Source organism: Halorientalis brevis, from assembly GCF_042678165.1.
GTDB classification, from domain to species: domain Archaea; phylum Halobacteriota; class Halobacteria; order Halobacteriales; family Haloarculaceae; genus Halorientalis; species Halorientalis brevis.
The window spans coordinates 235,587-255,558 of sequence record NZ_JBHUDJ010000003.1; the positions used below are offsets into that span (position 1 = coordinate 235,587).

24 protein-coding genes are annotated in these 19,972 nt (G+C 63.8%); 8 read left to right on the plus strand and 16 right to left on the minus strand.

Annotated elements, in window-relative coordinates; genetic code table 11:
• Window positions 1–30 precede the first annotated feature (30 nt).
• The 5 genes from ACFR9U_RS08295 to ACFR9U_RS08315 all read right to left on the minus strand — a co-directional run bounded on the left by ACFR9U_RS08295 (window position 31) and on the right by ACFR9U_RS08315 (window position 4,601).
• Window positions 31–681, minus strand: coding sequence for a helix-turn-helix domain-containing protein (locus tag ACFR9U_RS08295; RefSeq protein ID WP_247375595.1), 651 nt, complete (start codon window positions 679–681; stop codon window positions 31–33).
• 226 nt (window positions 682–907) lie between these two features.
• A complete protein-coding gene (locus ACFR9U_RS08300) occupies window positions 908–2,083 on the minus strand; it encodes a carboxylate--amine ligase (RefSeq protein WP_247375592.1) in 1,176 nt (391 codons plus the stop codon).
• Window positions 2,084–2,458: 375 nt separating this feature from the next.
• The gene (gene purB / locus ACFR9U_RS08305; protein WP_247375584.1) at window positions 2,459–3,850 is read right to left on the minus strand and encodes an adenylosuccinate lyase; all 1,392 of its coding nucleotides are present in this window, start codon (window positions 3,848–3,850) and stop codon (window positions 2,459–2,461) included.
• Between the two features lie 73 nt (window positions 3,851–3,923).
• Complete coding sequence (locus ACFR9U_RS08310; RefSeq protein WP_247375576.1) at window positions 3,924–4,298, minus strand: helix-turn-helix domain-containing protein; 375 nt, start codon at window positions 4,296–4,298, stop codon at window positions 3,924–3,926.
• 108 nt (window positions 4,299–4,406) lie between these two features.
• On the minus strand, window positions 4,407–4,601 hold the full coding sequence (locus ACFR9U_RS08315; RefSeq protein ID WP_247375575.1) for a hypothetical protein: 195 nt from the start codon (window positions 4,599–4,601) through the stop codon (window positions 4,407–4,409).
• Between the two features lie 376 nt (window positions 4,602–4,977).
• Here ACFR9U_RS08315 and purH point away from each other — a divergent pair, with 376 nt between their 5' ends.
• From purH to ACFR9U_RS08335, 4 genes are all read left to right on the plus strand, one after another.
• Window positions 4,978–6,591 (plus strand): bifunctional phosphoribosylaminoimidazolecarboxamide formyltransferase/IMP cyclohydrolase, encoded by a 1,614-nt coding sequence (gene purH, locus ACFR9U_RS08320; protein WP_247375573.1) that lies wholly within the window; start codon window positions 4,978–4,980, stop codon window positions 6,589–6,591.
• Window positions 6,592–6,658: 67 nt separating this feature from the next.
• The gene (locus ACFR9U_RS08325; protein WP_247375563.1) at window positions 6,659–6,883 is read left to right on the plus strand and encodes a hypothetical protein; all 225 of its coding nucleotides are present in this window, start codon (window positions 6,659–6,661) and stop codon (window positions 6,881–6,883) included.
• Between the two features lie 64 nt (window positions 6,884–6,947).
• Window positions 6,948–7,478 carry a hypothetical protein gene (locus tag ACFR9U_RS08330; protein ID WP_247375561.1) on the plus strand — a complete coding sequence of 177 codons (531 nt, stop codon included), beginning with the start codon at window positions 6,948–6,950 and terminating at the stop codon, window positions 7,476–7,478.
• A 65-nt stretch (window positions 7,479–7,543) separates the two neighbouring features.
• Window positions 7,544–8,140 (plus strand): hypothetical protein, encoded by a 597-nt coding sequence (locus ACFR9U_RS08335; protein ID WP_247375559.1) that lies wholly within the window; start codon window positions 7,544–7,546, stop codon window positions 8,138–8,140.
• Here the strand turns inward: ACFR9U_RS08335 and ACFR9U_RS08340 are convergent, their stop codons facing one another.
• The 3 genes from ACFR9U_RS08340 to ACFR9U_RS08350 all read right to left on the minus strand — a co-directional run bounded on the left by ACFR9U_RS08340 (window position 8,141) and on the right by ACFR9U_RS08350 (window position 10,197).
• The gene (locus ACFR9U_RS08340) at window positions 8,141–8,296 is read right to left on the minus strand and encodes a DUF7557 family protein (RefSeq protein WP_247375557.1); all 156 of its coding nucleotides are present in this window, start codon (window positions 8,294–8,296) and stop codon (window positions 8,141–8,143) included.
• 130 nt (window positions 8,297–8,426) lie between these two features.
• Window positions 8,427–9,632, minus strand: coding sequence for an acyl-CoA dehydrogenase family protein (locus tag ACFR9U_RS08345; protein ID WP_247375555.1), 1,206 nt, complete (start codon window positions 9,630–9,632; stop codon window positions 8,427–8,429).
• Window positions 9,619–10,197, minus strand: coding sequence for an SCP2 sterol-binding domain-containing protein (locus ACFR9U_RS08350; protein WP_247375553.1), 579 nt, complete (start codon window positions 10,195–10,197; stop codon window positions 9,619–9,621). Before ACFR9U_RS08350 ends, ACFR9U_RS08345 begins: the two co-directional genes overlap by 14 nt.
• A 304-nt stretch (window positions 10,198–10,501) precedes the next feature.
• Between ACFR9U_RS08350 and ACFR9U_RS08355 the strand changes: the two genes are divergently transcribed.
• A complete protein-coding gene (locus tag ACFR9U_RS08355) occupies window positions 10,502–10,759 on the plus strand; it encodes a hypothetical protein (protein ID WP_247375551.1) in 258 nt (85 codons plus the stop codon).
• Window positions 10,760–10,785: 26 nt separating this feature from the next.
• On the opposite strand, the gene ACFR9U_RS08360 is transcribed toward ACFR9U_RS08355, so the two are convergent.
• The 6 genes from ACFR9U_RS08360 to ACFR9U_RS08385 form a co-directional block, all read right to left on the minus strand.
• Entirely contained in the window at window positions 10,786–11,229 is a 444-nt protein-coding gene (locus ACFR9U_RS08360) for an SPW repeat protein (protein ID WP_247375549.1), read from the minus strand.
• Window positions 11,230–11,408: 179 nt separating this feature from the next.
• Window positions 11,409–11,576 carry a zinc ribbon domain-containing protein gene (locus tag ACFR9U_RS08365; protein WP_247375547.1) on the minus strand — a complete coding sequence of 56 codons (168 nt, stop codon included), beginning with the start codon at window positions 11,574–11,576 and terminating at the stop codon, window positions 11,409–11,411.
• Window positions 11,577–11,690: 114 nt separating this feature from the next.
• Window positions 11,691–12,428, minus strand: a complete 738-nt coding sequence (locus ACFR9U_RS08370) for an SCP2 sterol-binding domain-containing protein (protein WP_247375545.1) — start codon at window positions 12,426–12,428, stop codon at window positions 11,691–11,693.
• Window positions 12,429–12,699: 271 nt separating this feature from the next.
• Entirely contained in the window at window positions 12,700–13,050 is a 351-nt protein-coding gene (locus tag ACFR9U_RS08375) for a 2Fe-2S iron-sulfur cluster-binding protein (RefSeq protein ID WP_247375536.1), read from the minus strand.
• Complete coding sequence (locus ACFR9U_RS08380; protein WP_247375534.1) at window positions 13,047–13,307, minus strand: hypothetical protein; 261 nt, start codon at window positions 13,305–13,307, stop codon at window positions 13,047–13,049. The genes ACFR9U_RS08375 and ACFR9U_RS08380 overlap by 4 nt, the downstream gene beginning before the upstream one ends.
• Before the next feature lie 2 nt (window positions 13,308–13,309).
• Entirely contained in the window at window positions 13,310–14,350 is a 1,041-nt protein-coding gene (locus ACFR9U_RS08385) for a ribonucleotide-diphosphate reductase subunit beta (protein WP_247375532.1), read from the minus strand.
• Between the two features lie 151 nt (window positions 14,351–14,501).
• Between ACFR9U_RS08385 and ACFR9U_RS08390 the strand changes: the two genes are divergently transcribed.
• The 3 genes from ACFR9U_RS08390 to folP all read left to right on the plus strand — a co-directional run bounded on the left by ACFR9U_RS08390 (window position 14,502) and on the right by folP (window position 18,414).
• Window positions 14,502–15,158: a helix-turn-helix domain-containing protein gene (locus ACFR9U_RS08390; RefSeq protein WP_247375530.1), complete on the plus strand. Its 657-nt coding sequence runs from the start codon at window positions 14,502–14,504 to the stop codon at window positions 15,156–15,158.
• Window positions 15,159–15,249: 91 nt separating this feature from the next.
• A complete protein-coding gene (locus ACFR9U_RS08395; protein ID WP_247375528.1) occupies window positions 15,250–15,906 on the plus strand; it encodes a helix-turn-helix domain-containing protein in 657 nt (218 codons plus the stop codon).
• A 60-nt stretch (window positions 15,907–15,966) separates the two neighbouring features.
• Window positions 15,967–18,414: a dihydropteroate synthase gene (gene folP / locus ACFR9U_RS08400; RefSeq protein ID WP_247375526.1), complete on the plus strand. Its 2,448-nt coding sequence runs from the start codon at window positions 15,967–15,969 to the stop codon at window positions 18,412–18,414.
• A gap of 24 nt (window positions 18,415–18,438) precedes the next feature.
• On the opposite strand, the gene ACFR9U_RS08405 is transcribed toward folP, so the two are convergent.
• Both ACFR9U_RS08405 and ACFR9U_RS08410 read right to left on the minus strand, forming a co-directional pair.
• Complete coding sequence (locus tag ACFR9U_RS08405) at window positions 18,439–19,500, minus strand: glycosyltransferase (RefSeq protein ID WP_247375525.1); 1,062 nt, start codon at window positions 19,498–19,500, stop codon at window positions 18,439–18,441.
• Between the two features lie 102 nt (window positions 19,501–19,602).
• Complete coding sequence (locus ACFR9U_RS08410) at window positions 19,603–19,938, minus strand: DUF5789 family protein (RefSeq protein WP_247375523.1); 336 nt, start codon at window positions 19,936–19,938, stop codon at window positions 19,603–19,605.
• Window positions 19,939–19,972: the final 34 nt, after the last annotated feature.

The following is a 19,972-nucleotide window of genomic DNA, read 5'->3' on the forward strand; positions in this document are numbered from 1 at the left end:
GTCGCGTTTTGTCGTCGACTGCCCGTTTCGTCAGCCCAGCAGCGCGTTCAGGAGCCGCGATTCGACCTTCCGGAGGATTTCGCCGACGGTGCCGGGTGCGACGTTCACTTCGTCGGCGATGTCGTCGTACGTGACCTTCCGCGGCGTGTCGTAGTACCCCATCTCGACGGCGATCTGGGCGACCTCGCGCTGGCGGTCGGTGAGTCGCGTCAGCAGTCGCTCGTTCTCGGGCGCGTAGTCGCCGAGTTTCTCGAGTTCGACCGTGATCCCGTCCGGGACGGCAGCCATCGCCTCGCGAATCTGCGCTTCGTCGCCGACGGTCGTCAGGCGGATGCTCCCGTCGCCGACGAACTCGATTGGGAAGTCCGGGACGACCTCGAACTTCTGGGGAATCTCGAGCAGTCCCTGCAGCATCTCGTTTGCCTCGACGTGGGCGTAGGTGATGATGCGGTCCTGCATCGGCGAGATCTGGTACGTGATGAGCTCCGGCATGTGTTCGGCGGCGAACTCGATGACTTCGCGGTCGCCGCTGAGTTCGTACATCGTCGTCACCGTCCCGTCGTCGAGCAGTTGCATCTGGAGGATGCGCTCGTTCTCGATGCCCGGTGCCTGCTGGATCCGCCGTTCGATCGGATGGAACCACCCCCGGTCCGGCGTCAGTTGCCCCTCCACGTATCGCATGTACTCACAAATGAATTTCAAACTGCTTAGATGTTGGGGCCACCCAGTTTGCCGCGACAGGTTTCCTGACTCGCCAGCGCTGGATGCGGAACCTCCCCAGACAAAACGTGGCTGAAGTGTGCTTCTACGCACTCGCGACAGCCATGGCCGTGCCACGACACTGCTCAGCGCTCGTCTCGGTCGTGCCACGTTCGATAACTCGCGTCAGAAACCGGACAAACTGTTCTCACCCACGCACTTCGTCGGCGACGCGCGAGACGAACGGCAGAGGGTCGTCCAAATCCAGAAGATCGAAGCGGTGATCCCCGATAATTGACCTGGTTATTTCCCATCCCGAAGATGACACCGAGGGAGGGTCACACAACGGGTGGTCCTCCGTCAGCACACTCTGGATATACGACAGTTCGCCCGGTAAATAGTGCGACGCAATCCCGGGCTCTGGCGATGGAATCGACTGTCGTGAGTCGTTCTGTGTCATCCGCCAATAATAGAGGGGAAAATCAAAGCCTGCGTGAATCTCCATTTGGATGGTGGCCCAGAAACGGGGATTGATCTCCAGAAGTTTGTACTCTCCAGAATTGTCGTCCCGGATGATATCGATATCGGCAGGGCCGTGCCAATCGAGCTGTGTGAGTAATCGGCGTCCGAGCTCTTCGAGTTCGCGGATATCTACTGATTCGTGATAGACACTTGGGCCGCAGTAGTATTTCTTTCCGCGGATGATCCGTTTCTGGGTTTCGACGACCGGTTCGCCGTCGTCGTACAACACACCGAGCGAAAACTCGGTTCCATCCACGAACTGCTGAACGTGGGGGTTGTGTTTGAATTCAGATCGGAGCCGCTCCTTATCCGGTCGCTCGTCCGGTTTGAGAAACGTCGCACTTCTCGGTTCGATGATCCCTTCGGCCGCGCTATCCGAGAGGTAATCGCCCGTCAAGAGTGCGTATCGGGACTTGACAACGAGCCGTCGTCCCCAGTCGTCGACATCGTCGAGCGTGTTCGTTTCTGGGACGGGGACGCTGGCCTTTCGAGCTGCATCGAACAACTTCTCTCGGTCGTGGACAGTCCGTAACGTCTCGAACGACGGCCAAGGAGTCGCAATGTGCTCTGCAAACTCTTGCCGGTATTTCGAGAGCACGTAGATGTCCTCTTCCCGGAGTGGCACAATCGTCTCGACGTCGGGACGCATTGCGAGGGCTAACAGCGCCTCTTTGTAGCCGGTGATGTCTTCCTTGGGATCGCTCACCAATACGGTTTCATCACAGTAGCGAGATCGGAACGAGGGGGCAGTCTCGGTCTCCGAGACGGCGATCGTTCGTATGCCGCGGCGACCGAGCGAGCGATGAAACGCAACCGAACTCGCCGCCGACGCCGCCGGAACTACTATCGAAGCTTTCTCCATGTTTATTCGCCCTTCGATAGACTCGCTCTCTCTTTGGTAATTACAGCTTATCCAGGGTTCGTTGAAAAAATACGTCTCGTAGCGTGGTTTGCATACTTGTCCACGTGTTCGGCCGCAGCTGCTCCTGTAGTGCCAAAATCAGTTCTTACACCAGTCGTTTGACCCGACCCGAATCTCGGATAATGGGGAACGTATTCTTCGGTCCCTCTAGATCAGGAGTGGCCCCGCTTCGACGCGCTGATTCTGCGTGACGGCCCCACTATTGCCGTGATGGTATCTGCTGCCTATGTGCCCTCTATGTCGCAGATGAGATGAGAAGTGATTCGTGCACAGGGAAACGCCCTCTTCAGATTATACTTGCGGCACGACTGGTTGTCACTCCTCGGTCGACTCGTCGACGAGGTCGCTCGCCACGCCGACGTATCCGGCTGGCGTCAACGCGTGGAGTTCCTCGCGCACGTCCTCGCGCACGTCGAGGTCGTCGAACAGATCGCGGAAGTCCTCGATGGTGACGCGCTGGCCGCGCGTCAGCGCCTTCACCCGCTCGTAGGCGTCGTCGTGCCCCTCCCGTCGGAGGATGGTCTGGACCGCCTCGCCGATGATCTCGGGCGTGTCCTCCAGTTCGTCGCGCATGACGTGCTCGTTGGGGACGACCTTCCCGAGGCCCTTCTGGCACTTCTGGTAGCCGATGAGACAGTGCGAGAGGGCTGCGCCGATATTGCGCTTGACCGTCGAGTCCGAGAGGTCGCGCTGGAGACGGGACGTCGTCACGTAGTCGCCGAGGAAGACGAGATCGGAGTTGGCCTTCGAGAGGTTCCCTTCGCTGTTCTCGAAGTCGATGGGGTTGACCTTGTGGGGCATCGTCGAGGAGCCGGTCTCGCCCTCGACGGTCTCCTGGCCGAGGTAGCGGTCGGAGACGTACAGCCACATGTCCAGGTCCAGGTCGAGCAGGACGTTGTTCGCCCCGCGGAGCGCGTCGAACAGCTCCGCCAGGTCGTCACAGGGATTGACCTGCGTCGTGACTGAGGCGTGTTCGAGGCCGAGACGGTCGACGAACTCGGCGGCGAACGCTTGCCAGTCCACGTCGGGATAGGCGGCGTGGTGAGCGGCGTAGGTACCGCTCGCACCGGCGAGTTTGCCTTCGATGCCGTCGATGGCGTCCTGCACCCGACCGAGGGCCCGGCCCAGACGCGCAGCGTAGACGGCCAGTTCCTTCCCGAAGGTCGTGGGGGTCGCCGGCTGGCCGTGCGTGCGGGCGAGCATCGGGAGGTCCCGGTGTGCCTGTGCCATCTCGGTGAGCGTGTCGCGCAGGTCCCGGAGTTCGGGGACGACGACTTCCGCGGCCGCGGGCTTGACGAGCAGCCGGTAGGCGAGGTTGTTGACGTCCTCGCTGGTGAGGCCGAAGTGAATCCACTGGCTCGCGTCAAGTCCGTCGGGGAGGTGCTCGCGGACGAAGTACTCGATGGCCTTGACGTCGTGGTTGGTCGCCGAGTAGTCCTTCCAGCCCTGAGTTTCGAGCTGTTTGACGATCTCGGCGTCTTCGACGTCGAACGACTCGTAGAGCCCCCGGAGGTGGTCGCGCTGGGCGTCGTCGATCTGTAGCGGCGTGGCGTCGAGGTCGGCGAGCGCGATGAGGTACTCGACTTCGACCTGCGTGCGTGCGCGCATGAGCGCCCGCTCGCTGGCGTAGGGAACGAGTGGTTCCGTGTACCGGGCGTAGCGCCCGTCCAGTGGCGAGACTGCGTCGAGCGAACTCCGATCAGTCATACGTCTCGATGGGCACAGGAGGCGAAAAAGAGTATCGAAGGGCCGGACGCGTTGGTTCGCTCGCGCGACCCTCTCAGCCGTCGGGTGAGTGCGTCGCCGTCGGGTCGAGGAAGGTGTCGACCGCGGATCTGACGGTCTCGCGCTCGCTCGTCGCGATGACGAGATCGTTCTCCTGATCGTACGAGACGAGGTCTGCCTCCTCTAACTGCGGGATGTGTTGGTGATACAGCGAGAGGTAGGTCCGCGTCACGGTCTCGGGTTCGATGTTCTGAATGGACGTCTCGGTCTGCTGGGCAGTCACCTCCTCGGCGACGTCGGCCAGCGTGAGCTCGGTTCCGTGTTCCCACAGGCACTGGAGGACGCGCCGACGATGCACGTGCGAGAGCGCGAGAAACAACGCTCCGAGATCCGTCTCGTCTGACTGTGGGGGATCGTCGTCACGATGCATTGGTTTAGATCTATCCTCCACAAGGAAGAGACCACTCTTTCGTCGTCGAGACGGGCGACGCCTGCGCGTCGCCCCGAGCGACCCGTTTCATGTTCTGTGGCGGGCGTCCTATCGGAGGCGCCGGTACACGCGCAGCAGTGCCGAGACGGCGACGCCGAGGCCCGGAACGCGGCTCGAGAGTGCTGCAGCACCGAGCAGCATCGCCCCGCTTTTCGGTCGTCCGCGTGCGAACTCCATCGCCGCGTCGACGATTGTCGAGACGATTCCGACGTCCGTGAGCGTGTTCTGATTGAGATGAACCACGCTCGGTGTTGGACGCCACGGGTGAATAACAGACGGCCTGCACCTGCAGGGGACTCTCCCTGGCGAAACGCATCGGTTTCGCCCCACGTATGTCTGCGAGAGTGCATTACAGGGCTTGCGATCTGCCACTCTCGCACAACGCTGTTAAGACTGCCAGCATAAATGGAAACAATGATAAGGAAGCAACCACGAATTCCCGTCGGGGCGACCACACACCCCCAATCGAGCACTTTCCCTCTCACACCCGTCCCTCTCCCCACACCGCTTTTGACGCGACGTTGTTTCGAGAGCTGCTGCGCTGTCGTGGTCGTCGCGTGGGTACTGCATTCCTAGGCGATTCGCAACGCATTTGCGCCCGGCACGCTCCCCTCCGGGTATGAAGGTAGCGGGACTGGCCAGTAACCGCGGTCGCAATCTCATGAACGTTCACGACCTGGCACCCGGCGGGGCCGAACTCGCCGTCGTCCTCACGAACTCGGAGGACGCCCCGGTCGTCGAGAAAGCCGAGAAGCGGGGGATTCCCACCGAAACCGTCGTCCAGGGCGACGACGAGAGTCGCCGCGACCACGAACAGCGCGTCGTCGACGCGCTCGACGCGTACGACTTCGATCTCGTCTGTCTCGACGGGTACATGCGCGTCCTCTCGGAGACGTTCCTCGACCCGATGCCGACGACGCTGAACGTCCACCCGTCGCTGCTCCCGTCGTTCCCCGGGATGGACGCCTGGGGCGACGCCCTGGAGTACGGCGTCGACGTAGTGGGGTGTACCGTCCACGCAGTCACGAACGCCGTCGACGACGACGGCTCGCTCATCGAGGACGAGGTCGACGGCGGCCCCGTCGTCACGCAGGAGCCGATCCCGGTGTACGAGGGCGACACCACGGAGGACCTCCAGGACCGCGTGCTGTACCAGGGCGAAATGAAGGCCTACCCGCGAGCCGTTCGCTGGTTCGCGGAGGGCCGCGTCGACGTCGACTGGGAGAACAACGACGTTTCCGTCGAGGGCGACGAGGGCGGCGACCTCCCGCAGCGTCGCATCACGAGCGAGGACCGCCACGCCGACCTGCGCTACGGGGAGAACCCACACCAGGACGCCGCACTGTACGCGGACGTGACCTGTGACGAAGCCAGCGTCGTCCACGCCGACCAGCTGAACGAGGGCGCGAAGGCGCTGTCGTACAACAACTACAACGACGCGAACGGTGCGCTCAATCTCATCAAGGAGTTCGACGAGCCGGCCGCAGCCGTCATCAAACACACCAACCCGGCGGGCTGTGCGACGGCCGACTCCCTGGCCGAGGCCTACGAGCGCGCGCTCTCGACCGACGCCAAGAGCGCGTTCGGTGGCATCGTCGCGCTGAACCGCGAGTGCGACCAGGCCACCGCCGAGCAGATCGTCGACTCGTTCAAGGAGGTCGTCGTCGCGCCGGGCTACACCGACGACGCCCTCGACACGCTGTTCGAGAAGGAGAATCTCCGCGTGCTGGACGTGGACGGCTCCTTCGAGCCCACCGAACCGATGACCGAGAAGGACCTCGTCGGCGGAACGCTCGTCCAGGAACGCGACGACCAGGCCCCGACCACGGAGGACCTGGAAGTCGTCACCGAGCGCGAGCCGACGGACGAACAGCTCGAGGCGATGCAGTTCGCCTGGCAGACCATCAAGCACGTCAAGTCCAACGCGATCCTGTTCGCGAAAGGAACTGAAACGGTGGGCGTGGGCGCCGGGCAGGTCTCCCGCGTCGACGCCGTCGAGATCGCGAAGATGAAAGCGGAGAAAGACGCCGAGGGCAAGTCCGCCGAGGGCGCGGTCATGGCGTCCGACGCGTTCTTCCCGTTCCCGGACGGCATCGAGGCCGCTGCCGAGGCCGGCATCGAGGCGGTCATCCAGCCCGGCGGCTCGGTCAACGACGAGGACGTCATCGAGGCCGCGAACGAACACGACATGGCCATGATGTTCACGGGCAGTCGCTCGTTCCGCCACGACTGAGCGCCGCACCGCCGCTCCGGCGGCGTCATTACGTTTTTCAGACAGGACGTGCAATTAACTGGTAGCCATGGACGAAGCGCTCGAAGTGCTCGAAGTCGCCGAACAGTTCGGGCTCGACGGCGTCGTCTCCTGGGTGCTTCGCGCCGTCGGCTTCCTGCTCGTGCTGGCCGGTCTCGGTCTCTGGTTGTTCACCGACGCCGGCCTGCTCGTGGTGCCGGCAGCCCTGCTAGTCGTCGGCGTCCTGTTGCTGGTCGCCACGGAAGCGCTGTTCGTGCTGGTGGAACTCGTGTAGGTCGTCGGACGAGTTCGACCGTTGAACCGCAGTCTCAAGTATCGGACAGACGTATCAGTGACCGATGGGACTGCTCGGAGAGCTCAAGGGGCCGATTCTCGGCGTCGTTCTATCGACCCTCGCGTTCGCGATCGTCGCGCTGGTCGGCGTGTTCGACGTGCTCGGCGCCCTCGTGAGTCCGGACGCGACGCTCGTGGGGCTCTTGTCGACCGCGATCCCGTACGTGCTGGCCCTGGTCGTCGCCGGCGTCGCAGGACTGGCGGCGGTCGCCTGGGGGCTGTACCGGATCGCGACCGGCGCGGTCGACACCGACAGCCGTCTCGTGCGCAACGAGACGGTCGCGTCCGTCGCGCGACTGCTCGAACGCCAGAACGAGTGGGCGCGACGTCTGCACCTCGCGGAGAAGGTGACGCCGACCGACCGCGAGCGGGCCGAACGGGACGTGGAGCGCCTCAAAGACGACTACGCCGCCGGCCGAATCAGCGAGCCCGAGTTCGAGCGGGAACTCGAACGACGCATCGAGCAGGGACGACTCGACGAGACGCAGGCCTCCCGCGAACGCGACCGCGGTTCGTACGAGTACGACCGGTCGTGAGTCGGCCGCGGTGATCTGGGTGTGCGTGGCCAAGAGATATGAGTGCGACTGGCATATCGTTGCGCATGGGTCTCTCGACACTCACGAGCCGTTTCCCGGCCGCACTCCGCGATCGCCTGCCCGGCCGTCTCGGGGGGCGACAGGACGCACCACCGGAGACGACGCCCGACGTTCCGCCGGACGAGCAGGTCGGGACGCCGGACACCGGGTCCGAACCGACCGCTGATGGGGACGAGACGGAGTCCTCGACGGGTGAGAAACTCCGCAAGGCGACGACGCTGCTCACCTTCGCGGGGCTCGGAGTGGCCGCGCTGGGCGCTCTCGGACGGGTACTCGTCGACCGCCGGAGCAGTGACGATGCGGACGAAGCGCAGGAAACAGAGACTGAACCGGAGCAAGCGATCGACGTGGACGCGGCGACGATCGAAGCCGACGAGGTGACCGTCGAGACCGAGACGGAACTGGACGCCACCGTCGAACGCGATACCGACACTGACGCGTCCGGAGCCGGCGCGGCCTCGACGGAGGAACCGAGCCGGTTGTCCCGCGCGCGGGCGACGACGGCGGAGTATCCCCGGATCGCACCGCTCGTCGGAATGGTTGCGCTCGTCGGGATGAAGCTGTTCGTCGACCGGCTCGACGGTGACGTCGTCAGGTCGTAGCTACGGCGGGCCGCCGTACCCCTCCCAGAGGCTGGTCCCTTCCGACTCGTAGTGGTGGACGAGCTCTCTGAGGAACGTTTCGCGCGATTCGTCCTCCGAGAGGTGGCGATCGACCTCTTCGAGGAACTCCTCGCTCACCTCGATGGTGGGACTCATGCGCAGGGATTGGATTCCCACAGGCAAAAGCGACTGGGCGAAACAGATCGTGTCTCTTTCTGCTGGGTGCTGTGACGACGACGGTGACGAACGACGAGAGTGAGTTCGCTGTGGTGTTGGGAAGTCGGGGTCACTTGTACGCCGAGTGGCCGGTGAGTTCCTTGCCGACGATGAGCTTCTGGATCTCTGTGGTGCCGTCGGGGATGGGCATTACGCGCGCGTCTCGGAAGTACCGCTCCAGGCGGTTCTCGGTCTTGAGCCCTTCGCCGCCGTGGATCTGGATCGCGTCGGAGGTCGCTTCGACGGCTTTCTCGGCGGTGTACCCCTTCGCCATCGAGGACACGAGGCGAGCGTCTTCGGACCCGCGTTCGAGCGCTTCGAGCGCGCGGCGCGAGAGCTGTCGTGACGTTTCGAGATTCACGCGGATGTCGTACAGTTTCTCCTGGACGAGCTGGTGTTCGGCGATGGGTTTGCCGAACGTCGAGCGCTCGGTGACGTAGTCGACGGTCTCGTCGAAGGCGGCCTGCATGATGCCGACCGACATGTACGCCATCCCGGTGCGCATGAACGAGAACGTCGCGTTGAGCGCCTTCTGCTCGAAGAACAACTCGGCGACGGATTCGGGGAACGGCACCACGTCGGTCAGGTGATTGCCGTCGCGGAGCGCCGACCCGATGATCGCCGAGAGCTTGTTCTCTGCGGGCACGCGCACGCCGTCTAAGTACATCCGGCCGTTGTTGACCGCTTTCCAGCCGAGCTTGTCGAGGGTCTCGGCCTCGTAGTCGGAGTACGCGCGGTCGACCAGGAACATGTCCTGGGCGCCGCTCTCCTCGTCTTCGGCGACGACCAGCGAGACGTCGGCGATGGGTGCGTTGCCGACCCAGGTCTTCTGGCCTTCCAGCACGTACTCGTCGCCCTCTCTCCGGGCGGTCGTCCGCGGGCGGGCGGTGTCGGAGCCGCCCTCGGGTTCGGTGACCGCGAGCGAGCCGATGCACTCGCCGGTCTGGAGTTTCGAGAGCTGGTTCTCCTGAGTCACCTCGGCGGCGTACTCGACGAACACGGCCGGGAAGCTCATCAGGAGGCCGACGTTGAGACTGGGCCAGACGTAGCTGATCTCCTCGGAGACGATGGCGAAGCGGCGCAGGTCGCCGAAGAACTGCTGGGCGGTCTCGGGGTCGAAGCCGACGCCGAGTTCCCGGAGGTCCTTGACGTACGTCACCATCTCCTCGCGCGTGAACGGCTCCTGGTCAGCCTCGTCGACGACCGGCTCGACCTCGCGTTCGAGATAGCTGCGCAGCTCGTCCCGGAACGCCGTCTGGGACTCAGTCAGCTGCATGCTGGTTCGGGACCGAGTCAGTGATTTCTCCCATTACGGACGCCAGTTGCGTGCCCTTCTGGACGGACCCGTCGAGTTCGTACTCCTGGGTCATGAACCCCTGAATGGGGTCGGTGCCGCCGGTGATGAGCGCCGTCAGCGTGTCGGCGGGACCCGTCAGGACCAGGTCCGGGTCGTCTGCCAGCCCGGCGCCTCCGGTGACCGTCTCCTCGCTGGCGTCGACCTGCAGGTGGCCCGCCATCGGGCAGTCGTCGGCCTCGAAGTTCGCCACGATGTCGGTCGTGATCTGTTCCTGGATGCTGGGTTCGTTCTCGACGAGGAGGTTCACACCGGTCCACAGGAGGTCCTGGAACTGGTCGGCCGCCTCGGGTTCGTCGGCGTAGAAGCTCTCGATGTCGATCGCCTCCATCCGGCCGACGACGCGCGAGAACACCTCCGGGTTGTCGGCGATCAAGCTGCGTTCCTGGCCTGCGATCTCGTCGAGCAGTCCGGGAAGGTCCTCCTTCAACTGGGCTTCGTCCTTCTCGAGCGATGCGTCGATCCGGTTTACGAGTTCGTCCGTCATCGTTGTCCCATTCCCCACCGAGCCACCCCGCTGGTGGCCGATGGCTACCAGTTCGTTGTACGGGAACGGCCCTGAGCGTACTCCGTCGGATGTGAGGTGGTTTTATATACAACATCGAGACCCCGTAGAAAAGGAGGGCACCGGTTGATTTCGTGTCTGTCTGGCGGTTTCAGTAGCGACCGCTGACCGACCGGGAAGACTGGCCATGATTTCTGGGTGTGGGACAGACCCCCGTCCAGTCGGTTTCGAAGCGCCTATACGCGCTTCATCGAAGGAGGAAGCGAGCATCCTTCCGAGGACAACCATGGACGACGAGTTACCCGACGACACGACAGCGTTCTTCCAGATGGCCCGGGATTTCCCGGTCAGGACTGGCATCTTTACGTTCGGCCTTCCCGTGTTCGCGCTCTTGCAGTTGGTCAACGGGTACGTGCATCAGGGATCGCTCGCCCTTATCGGCGCGTTCGTCGTGCTGATGGTGCTCTTTTCTGCCCAGCTTACCAGGTACCAACTCGCCACGTACCGGCGACGGCAACTCGGCGAGCGGTGGTTCGGAAAATAAACGTCGGTGGACCGTGGCAGGCGGTGTCAGCCGGCGACTTCGCGGACTTCCTCACGCTGGTCGCGCACCTCGTAGGCGCTGTAGGCGCCGAGGACGAACGCGATCAGGCCGACGACGATGTCGTTCCAGAACCCGAGCGGGTTCGCCGTCTCGGTGAGTCCGAAATCGGCACCGAAGATGAACGGTGCTGCGATGAGCCACAGCCCGACTAACGCCGCGAGCACTGCTGCGGACATGCTGCCCACTCGCTCGCTCGCCCGCCGGGAGTAGTTGTATCCGCCGACGATCAACAGGAGCGCGCCGACGATGATGTCGTTCCAGAACTGTGACGCGACGAGGTCGAACAGGAACGCCTCGACGATCAGCCAGGCCCCGAGCAGGGCGATGACCGCCGACAGCCACTTGCCGCTCTCGGACGGATTCGGGTTGTACTCGGTGTCTACCTCGTGTTCTCTGGTTTCTCCTGCCATGTGCGGCAGTACGTTCGTGGGTCCGAAGTGGTCACTGCCTCCACTTGCAAGGCCGATCCGACTGGCGCGCTGCTCACCGTCACACCACCCTGCGTCTGCGTGCACTAACGCGGCGTCCGGCCGACCAAGCCGCGGAGTCAGTCCGCCATCATCCGACGCAGGCCGAGACACCAGCAGCCCTACCGTTCGACGACGGCGTCCCTGCCGCATTCGTCGCACTCCTCGCGTGCGGCGAAGTACAGGTGGTCACACGCCGTGCACTGGTGTGTGGCTTCGTCCGCCTTCGCGCTGTCCACGTCCCGTTTGAACTCCTCGACCTTCCGCCCGAGATTATTGAAAAACCCCATCGGTGGAAAGAACGTCGCGACCCTGGATAAAGATTGACCGTCTCCGGGCCGCCGCTGCGCGGACGCGACGGTTGGGTCAGACAGCGACCAGTCCGGGAAACGGCCGCTTCCCGGTTAGAAGAGGAATCGCTTGTCCGTCTCGGAGGCGATGTCGGTCATCAGCAGAGCGGCGTCGGAGTACTGTAGGATCTTCTGCATGTCGCCGTCGAGTTCGAGTTCGCCGGACATGATCCCCTCGACGACGTCCAGTTCGCCCGTGACCAGACGGACCCACTGCTCGTACTCGCCGGTGAGGACGAAGCCCTTGTCCCGCTCGTCGAGTTCCATCAGCGTGTCCGTCCCGGTGCAGTCACCGTCTTCGAGGCCGATCCAGGCGTAGACGTGGCCCTCGTCGGTGACGTTCTCTTCGAGTTCCTCGAGCAACCCATCGAGAATCTCGGGCATGACGCGGCGCAGACCCGGCCACACTTTGTCGGGCGCGTTCTCGATGCGCGTCTCGAGGAGTTCGTTGGCTGCACGTTCTGCCAGCGGTCCCTCGCGCTCTTCGATGCCGTTCTGGACCTCTTCAGGGGCGTCCTCGAGCACGGTATCGAGGACTGAATCGGGCAGTTGGCGGATTCCAGTGTCCAGTGCCGACCAGACTTCCTCGGGCAGGTCACCGACCGTGTTCTCTTCGATGGGCAGGTTGTTGATCTCGAAGACGAAGTCGCCGTTGAATCCCTGTCCCCACCCGGACATCTTCTCGGAGAGCTCCTCGCTCGCGGTCAGGTCCTCCTGGTAGACGTCGAGCCAGGCGGTCGTCGGCCAGTACTCTTCGAGTTCGTACGTTTCCTCTTCCTGTTGTGCACTCATGGTAAATCTCCCCCGTTGTGGCACGCGCGACGGTGTCGAGTCCCCCCAGCCACACGTTCGCGTCGCAACGGGTGTACGAACATAATTTCTCCCACTCGGTTAAGAAATTATCCCTGTGATCTGAGGGTGTTTATATGTGTATTTTATAAGTATCCGTGTTATTCCGGTCTCCTTCTTGAGGCGCCGGCGTATTCGGCCACGATCTCGGCGGCCGTTGTCGTTTCCTACGTGAGAAAGTGCTGGATGGCGCGCTGCTCAAGCGGTGGTTCGGTCAGAAGACGTCCAGATCACCGCCGAACATGTCGCCTTGCGCCTCGGTCTCGATTCGGCAGTCAGACGTCGGATAGGAGACACAGAGCAGCGCGTAGCCGTCGTCTTGCTGCATCGGATCGAGTGCGGTGCCTTCGCTCTGGTCGACCGCGCCCTCCAGGACCTTGCCGACGCAGGACGTACACTGCCCCTGGCGGCAGGAGTACGGGAGGTCGAACCCTGCGTCCTCTGCGGCGTCGAGGATGTACTCGTCGCCTGAGACGGACAGCGAGACCGTCTCGCCGTCGTGGACGAGTTCCACCTCGTGTTCGGCGTCTTCGCCGGTTCCGTCGTCGAACGTTGCACCGCTCATAGTTCCTGGCGGAGTTTGAACACGTCCAGTGCTTCGAGTCGCGGATCGTCGGCCGTGTCGGCGTTCGATCCGACGGCCGCGCCCGCGACGCCCTCGTTGTTCACCCTGCCGGACCCCGAATCGAGGATGTAGGCGACCTCCTCTGAGACGGTTTCCGGGTCCATCCCGAGTTCCTGGGCTGTCTCCTCGACGGCCGCTTCGATCTCCTCGTCCGATGCAGTGAAGTCCGCGCCGTCGATCTCTGTGAGTTTCGTCATGGTCAGTCACCTGCCGCCTGTTTTTTCTCGTAGATGTGGTCGTACTTCTCGATCACTGCGCCGTAGTCGCTGTCTCGCGCCTCCTCCATGGCGTCCGCGGCCGCCTGCATGTAATCGCGCGGCTCCGCGTTGTCCAGGTCGAGCGTGTCGAACAGCATGTCGCCGGCCAGTCGCGCACCGCGGTTGACGAGGTCGTCGAAGTCCACGTCGAGCGGATCGCCCACGTCGCCGGTGATGAAATACCCCGTGTCGGTGATGTAGCCGATGTCCTCGACGGACTGCTCCCAGATGGCGTTCTGGACGCCCTGGTACTCCGGAATCCCCTCGCGCTCTTTCTCGATCAGTTCCTGAAGCAACTCCAGTCCGAATGTGATGTGCCGCCCCTCGTCCGTGCTGATGAACTGAAAGCCCTTGTTCAACAGCGGCAGCGGAGTCTCCTGCATCATGCGGTTCTTCGCGAAGTAGCCGCCGCGGGCGAGGATGCCTTCGACGCCGATGTGATAGTTCGTCGCCGCGCGGGCGATGTCGACGGGATCGCCGCCGTGGGCGGCCTGGGCCTGGAGCGTTCCCTGTCGTTCGAACATCTTCCCGGCACCGCAGGCCTCCGTCCGCGGGATCTGGATGCCTCCGCGACGCGTGTCGAGCTCGTACTGCGGGAACTTGTCGACCATCACGTTCGAGAGGTACAGGTCGAAAAACTGCGTGTGCTTGGCTTCCTCCAGCGCGAGCGCCGAGGCGAACATCTCTTTCTCGATGGACCGGTCGAACCACGGCGAGGACACCGTCGCCATGATGCGGCGGGCGTCCTGTGCGACCGCGTGTTCCCCGTCGATGAAATAAGAGATGATCCGCGCCCACTGCTCTTTCTCGTCGTCTTCCAGCGACTCCCAGACTTCGCGGTCCTCCTCGAATCCGACCTTCTGGACGAGTTTCTCGGCGTCCCAGGTCCCCAACTCGACGGACTTCTGGTACAACTCGTAGTACGTACTCTCCCTGTCGATTCGCCCCGCCCCTAGTTCGGCAGTGCTCTCACTGGCGTCCATGCCTGAACATTGTTACAACGTGCTTCCCATTACAAATAGCTCCCTGCATGTGAGGGAATTTTAATACCCCGTGGCCGCGAGCGGGCAGCTGTTGTCCTTTGTTTCCCGATTCATAACGAATATTTAGGTCTGTTCGAATGGAGACAGTAGTATGCGCTATTTCCAGTTGCTCCTGACGCCGAAGGAGCAAGAGGGGTTCCACGAACTCGATACGCTGACGGCCCAGCACGCAGCGATCGAGCGGGAGGCGATCCTCCACCTGAACCTCCTCAACGACGGGACGGGCGTGGCGCTGTTTCTCATGCAGGGGGAGTCGGCAGCACTGGAGGGGATATACGAAGAACACGAGTCGGTGCTCTCGTACGACGTGTTCGACAGCGAGGAGTCGGGCTTTCACGCGCACGTTCATTTCGAACCCGACAACCCGGCGACGGAACTGCTCCAGATCGTCGACCGACACAAACTGTACATCGATCCGCCCCTGGAGTACACCGACGAGGGCGCGCTGCGATTGACGGCTGCCGGGCCACAGGAACTGGTCAGACGGGCCGCCATCGACATTCCGGACACCGTGGACGCGTATCTGGAACTCATCGGTGAGTACGAGCCCCAGCGGGACAGTCTCGTAACCATGCTCACCGACAGGCAACAGGAGGTGCTCCAGACGGCCGTCGAGATGGGGTACTACTCGATTCCGCGACAGGCCACCCACGAGGACCTCGCTGCCCACCTGGACTGCTCGGCGGGGACGGTCGGTGAACACCTCCGGAAGATCGAGGCACGAGTGCTGTCAGAACTGATTCCGTAGAACCGTACCGTGCTGCCCGGTGCTCTCGGGTGTCGTTGTCCCTCAGTATACTGGCGAACGGTTTTTGTTCTTTCATTGAGAATCGAAGGACATGCGGGAGTTCGACATCGTCGTCCGGACGGAGGACGGCACGTATAACCCCATCGACGAAGCCATTATCGAGAGTCCTGCGCTCACTCGGCATGGCGTTCAGTACTTTGATATGATGTCCGATGGGACGACTGTCCTGCTGTATCACATCACTGGAGACGCGGCCGAACTCGAAGCACTGTTGGACGCCGAAGAGAGCGCGCTCTCCTACGACGTCTTCGAGATCGAAGACGACGGGCTTCGGGCGCACGTTCACCTCACGCCGGACACGATGGTGACGGCGCTCATCATGCTCAAGAACAACTACGATCTCATTATCAATCCCCCGCTGAAGATCGACGAGGACGGCGGACTCCACATGAGCGTCGCCGGCGACCCGGACAAGATACGGAAGGCAGCGATGAACAGGCCGGGGAGCATCGACATTCAGCTCGAAGAGGCCGACAGCGAGGGCGTCGACATGGTCGACATCACGACGCTGTTGACGGACCGTCAGCAGGAGGTGCTCGAAGTCGCCACCGAGAAGGGCTACTACGAGATTCCCCGCCAGGCGACGAACGAAGACATCGCAGAGAACATGGACTGTTCGACCAGTACCGTCGGCGAACACCTCCGCAAGATCGAATCGCGCATCATCTCCGAAGTCGGGCCGTCGTGAGCCACTGGTTGCTGCTGCCCAGTTCGACACTCTAAAGCGCGCCGCCACGGATGACGGGGTATGGAGTTCCACGACGCGGCGAACTTCCTGTTCGACCTTCGTCGGTATCCGCCGCGACCTGGAACCGCGGCCACGCGGGACCTCCTCGCGCATCTCGGTGACCCACACGAGGACTACCGGTGTGTGCAGGTCGCCGGCTCGAACGGGAAGGGAAGCACCGCGCGGATGACAGAGCGTGTCCTCCGAGAAGCCGGCCTCGACGTCGGGCTCTACACCTCGCCGCACCTCGACGACGTTCGCGAGCGGGTTCGGATCAACGGTCGGAAACTCACCGAACGCGCGCTCGTCGAGTACGTCGACGCGGTCCGGGGCTACGTGACGGACTGTGCCGCAGACGGCGGCGCCCCGACGTTCTTCGAGACGATCACCGGCCTCGCCCTCTGGGCGTTCCGGCGTGCAGACGTCGACGTGGCGATCCTCGAGGTCGGCATCGGCGGCAAACACGACGCGACGAGCGTCGTCGATCCGGTGGCCAGCGCCGTCACCACCGTCACGCTCGAACACACGGCACTGCTCGGCGACACGATCGAAGAGATCGCCACCGACAAAGCACACGTCGCGCCGGCCGACGCACCGCTGGTCACCGGTGCGACCGACGAGGCGCTGACGGCGATTCGGTCGGTCGCTGGCGATCTCGTTACCGTCGCCGACACTGGGGACTGCGACGTGCAGGTCGAATACGGCGGCATCGACGGACTGGAATCTGATATTTCGCTCGAAGGTAACGGGTGGAGCGTGGACACGAAACTCCCGCTGCTCGGTGATCATCAGGCACGGAACGCCGGGATCGCGGCGGCACTCGCACGCCAGGTGACCGACGTGTCTCGGGCCGATCTGGAACGCGGACTGCGTAACGCTCACTGGCCCGGGCGGTTCGAGGTGATGGGCCAGGACCCGCTGGTCGTGCTCGACGGCGCACACAATCCGGGCGGCGCCGCCGAACTCGCGAAGACGCTCTCGTCGTTCGAGTACGACGATCTTCACGTCGTCGCCGGGGCGATGAGCGACAAGGATCACCGGGGGATCGCCGCGGCGCTGCCGGACCCGGCGCACGTGATCGCCTGCGAGCCCGACCTCGACCGAGCCGAGGAAGAGTCGGTGGTCGCCCGTGCGTTCGAGTCCACTTATCCGGACGCGACTGTCGAGACCCGGAGCGACGTCGCGGGCGCCTTCGAGATGGCGCTCGACGCCGCCTCACCGGACGACTGCGTCCTCGTGACTGGATCGCTGTACTGCGTCACCGAGGCGCGGACTCGCTGGACGCGCACCGAGATCCCGAAACGCGTCGACACCGTCCCCGAAGCGCGAGCGACGATCGAGGGCGCACACGTCACTGAAGCTGGCGCGTGGCGGATGCGCGGGAAGGCCGTTCACCGCGTGCTCAAGACGCGGGTGCAACCTCGACAGGCCCAGTACCTCAAAGAAGAGATGCTCTCGCTCGGTGGCGAGTGCGCCATCTCGGGCCTGAACGACCAGGACCAGGAGAACCTCGACGTGGTCCTGATGGGGACGCTCGCCCAGTACAAGCGACTGGCCGGCAAACTCGACGGCCAGCCGTACGGCCTCTCCCCGTTCGCCGACGAACTGCGCGCCGCGCTCGGCATCGAAGGCCACGGTCGCGACCAGCGGGGCTACCCCTGGGAGGACGGCACCGCCGTGATGGGCATCCTCAACGTCACGCCAGATAGCTTCCACGACGGCGGGGAGTTCGACGCCGTCGAGGACGCTGTCGCGCGTGCCGAAGAGATGGTCGATGCGGGCGTCGACATCATCGACGTCGGCGGCGAGTCGACGCGGCCCGGTGCCGACCCGGTCCCCGTCGACGAAGAACGCGACCGCGTCGTTCCGGTCGTCGAACGGATCAGCGAGCTCGACGCGATGATCTCGGTTGACACGCGACGGGCCGCGGTCGCCGCCGCCGCACTGGACGCTGGCGCGGACGTCCTGAACGACGTGTCGGGGCTGGAGGACCCCGAGATGCGACTCGTCGCTGCCGAGTACGACGTCCCCGTCGTCGTCATGCACAGCATCGAGACGCCGGTCGACCCGGACACCGACGTCGAGTACGACGACGTGGTCGAAGACGTCGTCGACGACCTCACCGAACGAGTGTTGCTCGCCGAGAAGGCCGGCCTCGACCGCGAGCAGATCATCGTCGATCCAGGGCTGGGATTCGGGAAGTCCAAAGCCGAAAACTTCGAGATGCTGGGACGGATCGGCGAGTTCCAGGCGTTCGGCTGCCCGGTTCTGGTCGGTCACTCGCACAAATCGATGTTCGATCTCATCGATCGCGCGCCCGACGAGCGACTGCACGCGACGGTCGCGGCCACGACGCTGGCGGCCGAGCGCGGTGCCGACATCGTCCGCGTTCACGACGTGGACGCGAACGTCGCCGCCGTCCGGACAGTAGCCGCCGCCGACGATCCGCCGACGCACGCCGAAGACTGAGGGATTATTTCTTCGAAGGAACGATTAGAAGACCCCGTGTTCCTCGCGGAGGTCCTGATAGATGTCGAGGTACCGTTCGAGTACCTCGTTGTGATCGTACGCGACGGCGACGTCAGAATCCATGTCCAGCCGCTCGTATTTCGTGGCGTCTTCGATGGCTTCGGTGATCCCTTCGTCGTCGCTGACGCGGAAACTCCGGGGGTACTGCTCGATCAGTTCGTGGGCGCTGGATTCGGCCTGGTACTCGACGATGCCGACGCAGCCACAGGCGAGCGCCCAGAGCAGTTCCGTCGCGAAGTTCTCGCGGTACGCGGTCTGGACGAACGTGTGTGCACCCTTGTAGGTGGCCACGCGCTCCTCCCGTGAGATATCGCCCACGAAGGAAACTCTATCGTCGACGCGCAAGTCGGCCGCCTGTTCTTCGAACTCCTCTCGCTTCGGGCCGTCACCGATGATCGTCGCAGACCAGTCTCGCTGTCTGAGTTCTGCGAGCCCGAGCAGTAACGTCTCGACGTTCGCGTCCGCGTCGAGTTCGCGCGCGTACACGATGTCGGCGTCCTGGTTCGGCTCGGTGGTTTCCACGAGCGAGGCGTCGATGCTCTCGGGGACGACCTGCGTGGTGTCCGTGGTCGCACCGAGTTCGCGGACGACGGTGCGGACGAGTTCCGACGGCGTGATGACCGTCGCCGGTTTGCGCGCCGCGTACCGCGTCCAGCGGGACTCATCGACGTCCTCGTCGCCGAACCACTCCACCACGAGCGGCGCACGCGCCAGCGTGCCGCCCAGGTTCGCCGCGGCGACCAGTTTCGGCGGTTCTGGCGTCGCGTGAACGACGTCCGGGCGATACTGCGCCAGCAGGACGGGGAGTCGCGTGAGAAACGACGGGGTCGCTTCCGACACCGTGACGGCGCGATACGTGACGCCATCGTATTCCCGGGACTCGTCGTAGCCGGCCCACCACTGCGTGCAAAACACCGTCACGTCGTGGCCGCGGGCGGCCAGTCCGCTCGCGATCCGCTGGAGTCGCTCGCGACCGTCGGTCGCGTCGTCGAAAACCGTCCGTTCTGTCACGAAAGCGACCCGCATACCCCTGCGGACGAGTGGGTCGCTCAAAAATCCCTGCCCTTCTGCCCCCGGCGGCCTCTCGGTTCCGCGGGCACGCCATGACCGGCCGCGTCGTGCCGGTTGCTACAGCGACTCGTTGTTCGCCCCCTCGGTGAGTTCCGGGCCTTCTTCGGGAATCGCGCCGCCGCGATCGGAGTATCGCTGTCGGCCGACTGACTCTCTGGGCATGAGGTTGAGCACGCTCTGTCTGATTTCCGTCGGCGACTCGAAGGTGTCCTCGCCGGTCCCGTCGAACAGTTCGTGGACCGAGATCGGATCGGCGTTCGTCCGCGCTATCGACTGGTCTCCGTACTCGCTGACGAACTCGTCTTTCGTCGTCGGATAGGCGAGCTCCGAGAGGATCGGATCGATGTCGGTGAAGTCCACGCCTTCCTCGCGGTCTGTCTCACGACCGGACATACCTCCACACGGCTCGGCAGGTGAAAAACGACTT

Bases quoted from the DNA above. Each gene is read 5' to 3' on its own strand.
- ACFR9U_RS08405 (WP_247375525.1), bottom strand. From the start codon at position 19,500: ATGCGGGTCGCTTTCGTGACAGAACGGACGGTTTTCGACGACGCGACC.
- ACFR9U_RS08360 (WP_247375549.1), bottom strand. From the start codon at position 11,229: ATGGCAGGAGAAACCAGAGAACACGAGGTAGACACCGAGTACAACCCG.
- ACFR9U_RS08310 (WP_247375576.1), bottom strand. From the start codon at position 4,298: ATGCATCGTGACGACGATCCCCCACAGTCAGACGAGACGGATCTCGGA.
- ACFR9U_RS08330 (WP_247375561.1), top strand. From the start codon at position 6,948: ATGGGACTGCTCGGAGAGCTCAAGGGGCCGATTCTCGGCGTCGTTCTA.
- ACFR9U_RS08300 (WP_247375592.1), bottom strand. From the start codon at position 2,083: ATGGAGAAAGCTTCGATAGTAGTTCCGGCGGCGTCGGCGGCGAGTTCG.
- purB (WP_247375584.1), bottom strand. From the start codon at position 3,850: ATGACTGATCGGAGTTCGCTCGACGCAGTCTCGCCACTGGACGGGCGC.
- ACFR9U_RS08375 (WP_247375536.1), bottom strand. From the start codon at position 13,050: ATGAGCGGTGCAACGTTCGACGACGGAACCGGCGAAGACGCCGAACAC.
- folP (WP_247375526.1), top strand. From the start codon at position 15,967: ATGGAGTTCCACGACGCGGCGAACTTCCTGTTCGACCTTCGTCGGTAT.
- ACFR9U_RS08385 (WP_247375532.1), bottom strand. From the start codon at position 14,350: ATGGACGCCAGTGAGAGCACTGCCGAACTAGGGGCGGGGCGAATCGAC.
- ACFR9U_RS08355 (WP_247375551.1), top strand. From the start codon at position 10,502: ATGGACGACGAGTTACCCGACGACACGACAGCGTTCTTCCAGATGGCC.
- ACFR9U_RS08350 (WP_247375553.1), bottom strand. From the start codon at position 10,197: ATGACGGACGAACTCGTAAACCGGATCGACGCATCGCTCGAGAAGGAC.
- ACFR9U_RS08390 (WP_247375530.1), top strand. From the start codon at position 14,502: ATGCGCTATTTCCAGTTGCTCCTGACGCCGAAGGAGCAAGAGGGGTTC.
- ACFR9U_RS08410 (WP_247375523.1), bottom strand. From the start codon at position 19,938: ATGTCCGGTCGTGAGACAGACCGCGAGGAAGGCGTGGACTTCACCGAC.
- ACFR9U_RS08395 (WP_247375528.1), top strand. From the start codon at position 15,250: ATGCGGGAGTTCGACATCGTCGTCCGGACGGAGGACGGCACGTATAAC.
- ACFR9U_RS08380 (WP_247375534.1), bottom strand. From the start codon at position 13,307: ATGACGAAACTCACAGAGATCGACGGCGCGGACTTCACTGCATCGGAC.
- purH (WP_247375573.1), top strand. From the start codon at position 4,978: ATGAAGGTAGCGGGACTGGCCAGTAACCGCGGTCGCAATCTCATGAAC.
- ACFR9U_RS08335 (WP_247375559.1), top strand. From the start codon at position 7,544: ATGGGTCTCTCGACACTCACGAGCCGTTTCCCGGCCGCACTCCGCGAT.
- ACFR9U_RS08345 (WP_247375555.1), bottom strand. From the start codon at position 9,632: ATGCAGCTGACTGAGTCCCAGACGGCGTTCCGGGACGAGCTGCGCAGC.
- ACFR9U_RS08295 (WP_247375595.1), bottom strand. From the start codon at position 681: ATGCGATACGTGGAGGGGCAACTGACGCCGGACCGGGGGTGGTTCCAT.
- ACFR9U_RS08370 (WP_247375545.1), bottom strand. From the start codon at position 12,428: ATGAGTGCACAACAGGAAGAGGAAACGTACGAACTCGAAGAGTACTGG.
- ACFR9U_RS08325 (WP_247375563.1), top strand. From the start codon at position 6,659: ATGGACGAAGCGCTCGAAGTGCTCGAAGTCGCCGAACAGTTCGGGCTC.
- ACFR9U_RS08340 (WP_247375557.1), bottom strand. From the start codon at position 8,296: ATGAGTCCCACCATCGAGGTGAGCGAGGAGTTCCTCGAAGAGGTCGAT.
- ACFR9U_RS08365 (WP_247375547.1), bottom strand. From the start codon at position 11,576: ATGGGGTTTTTCAATAATCTCGGGCGGAAGGTCGAGGAGTTCAAACGG.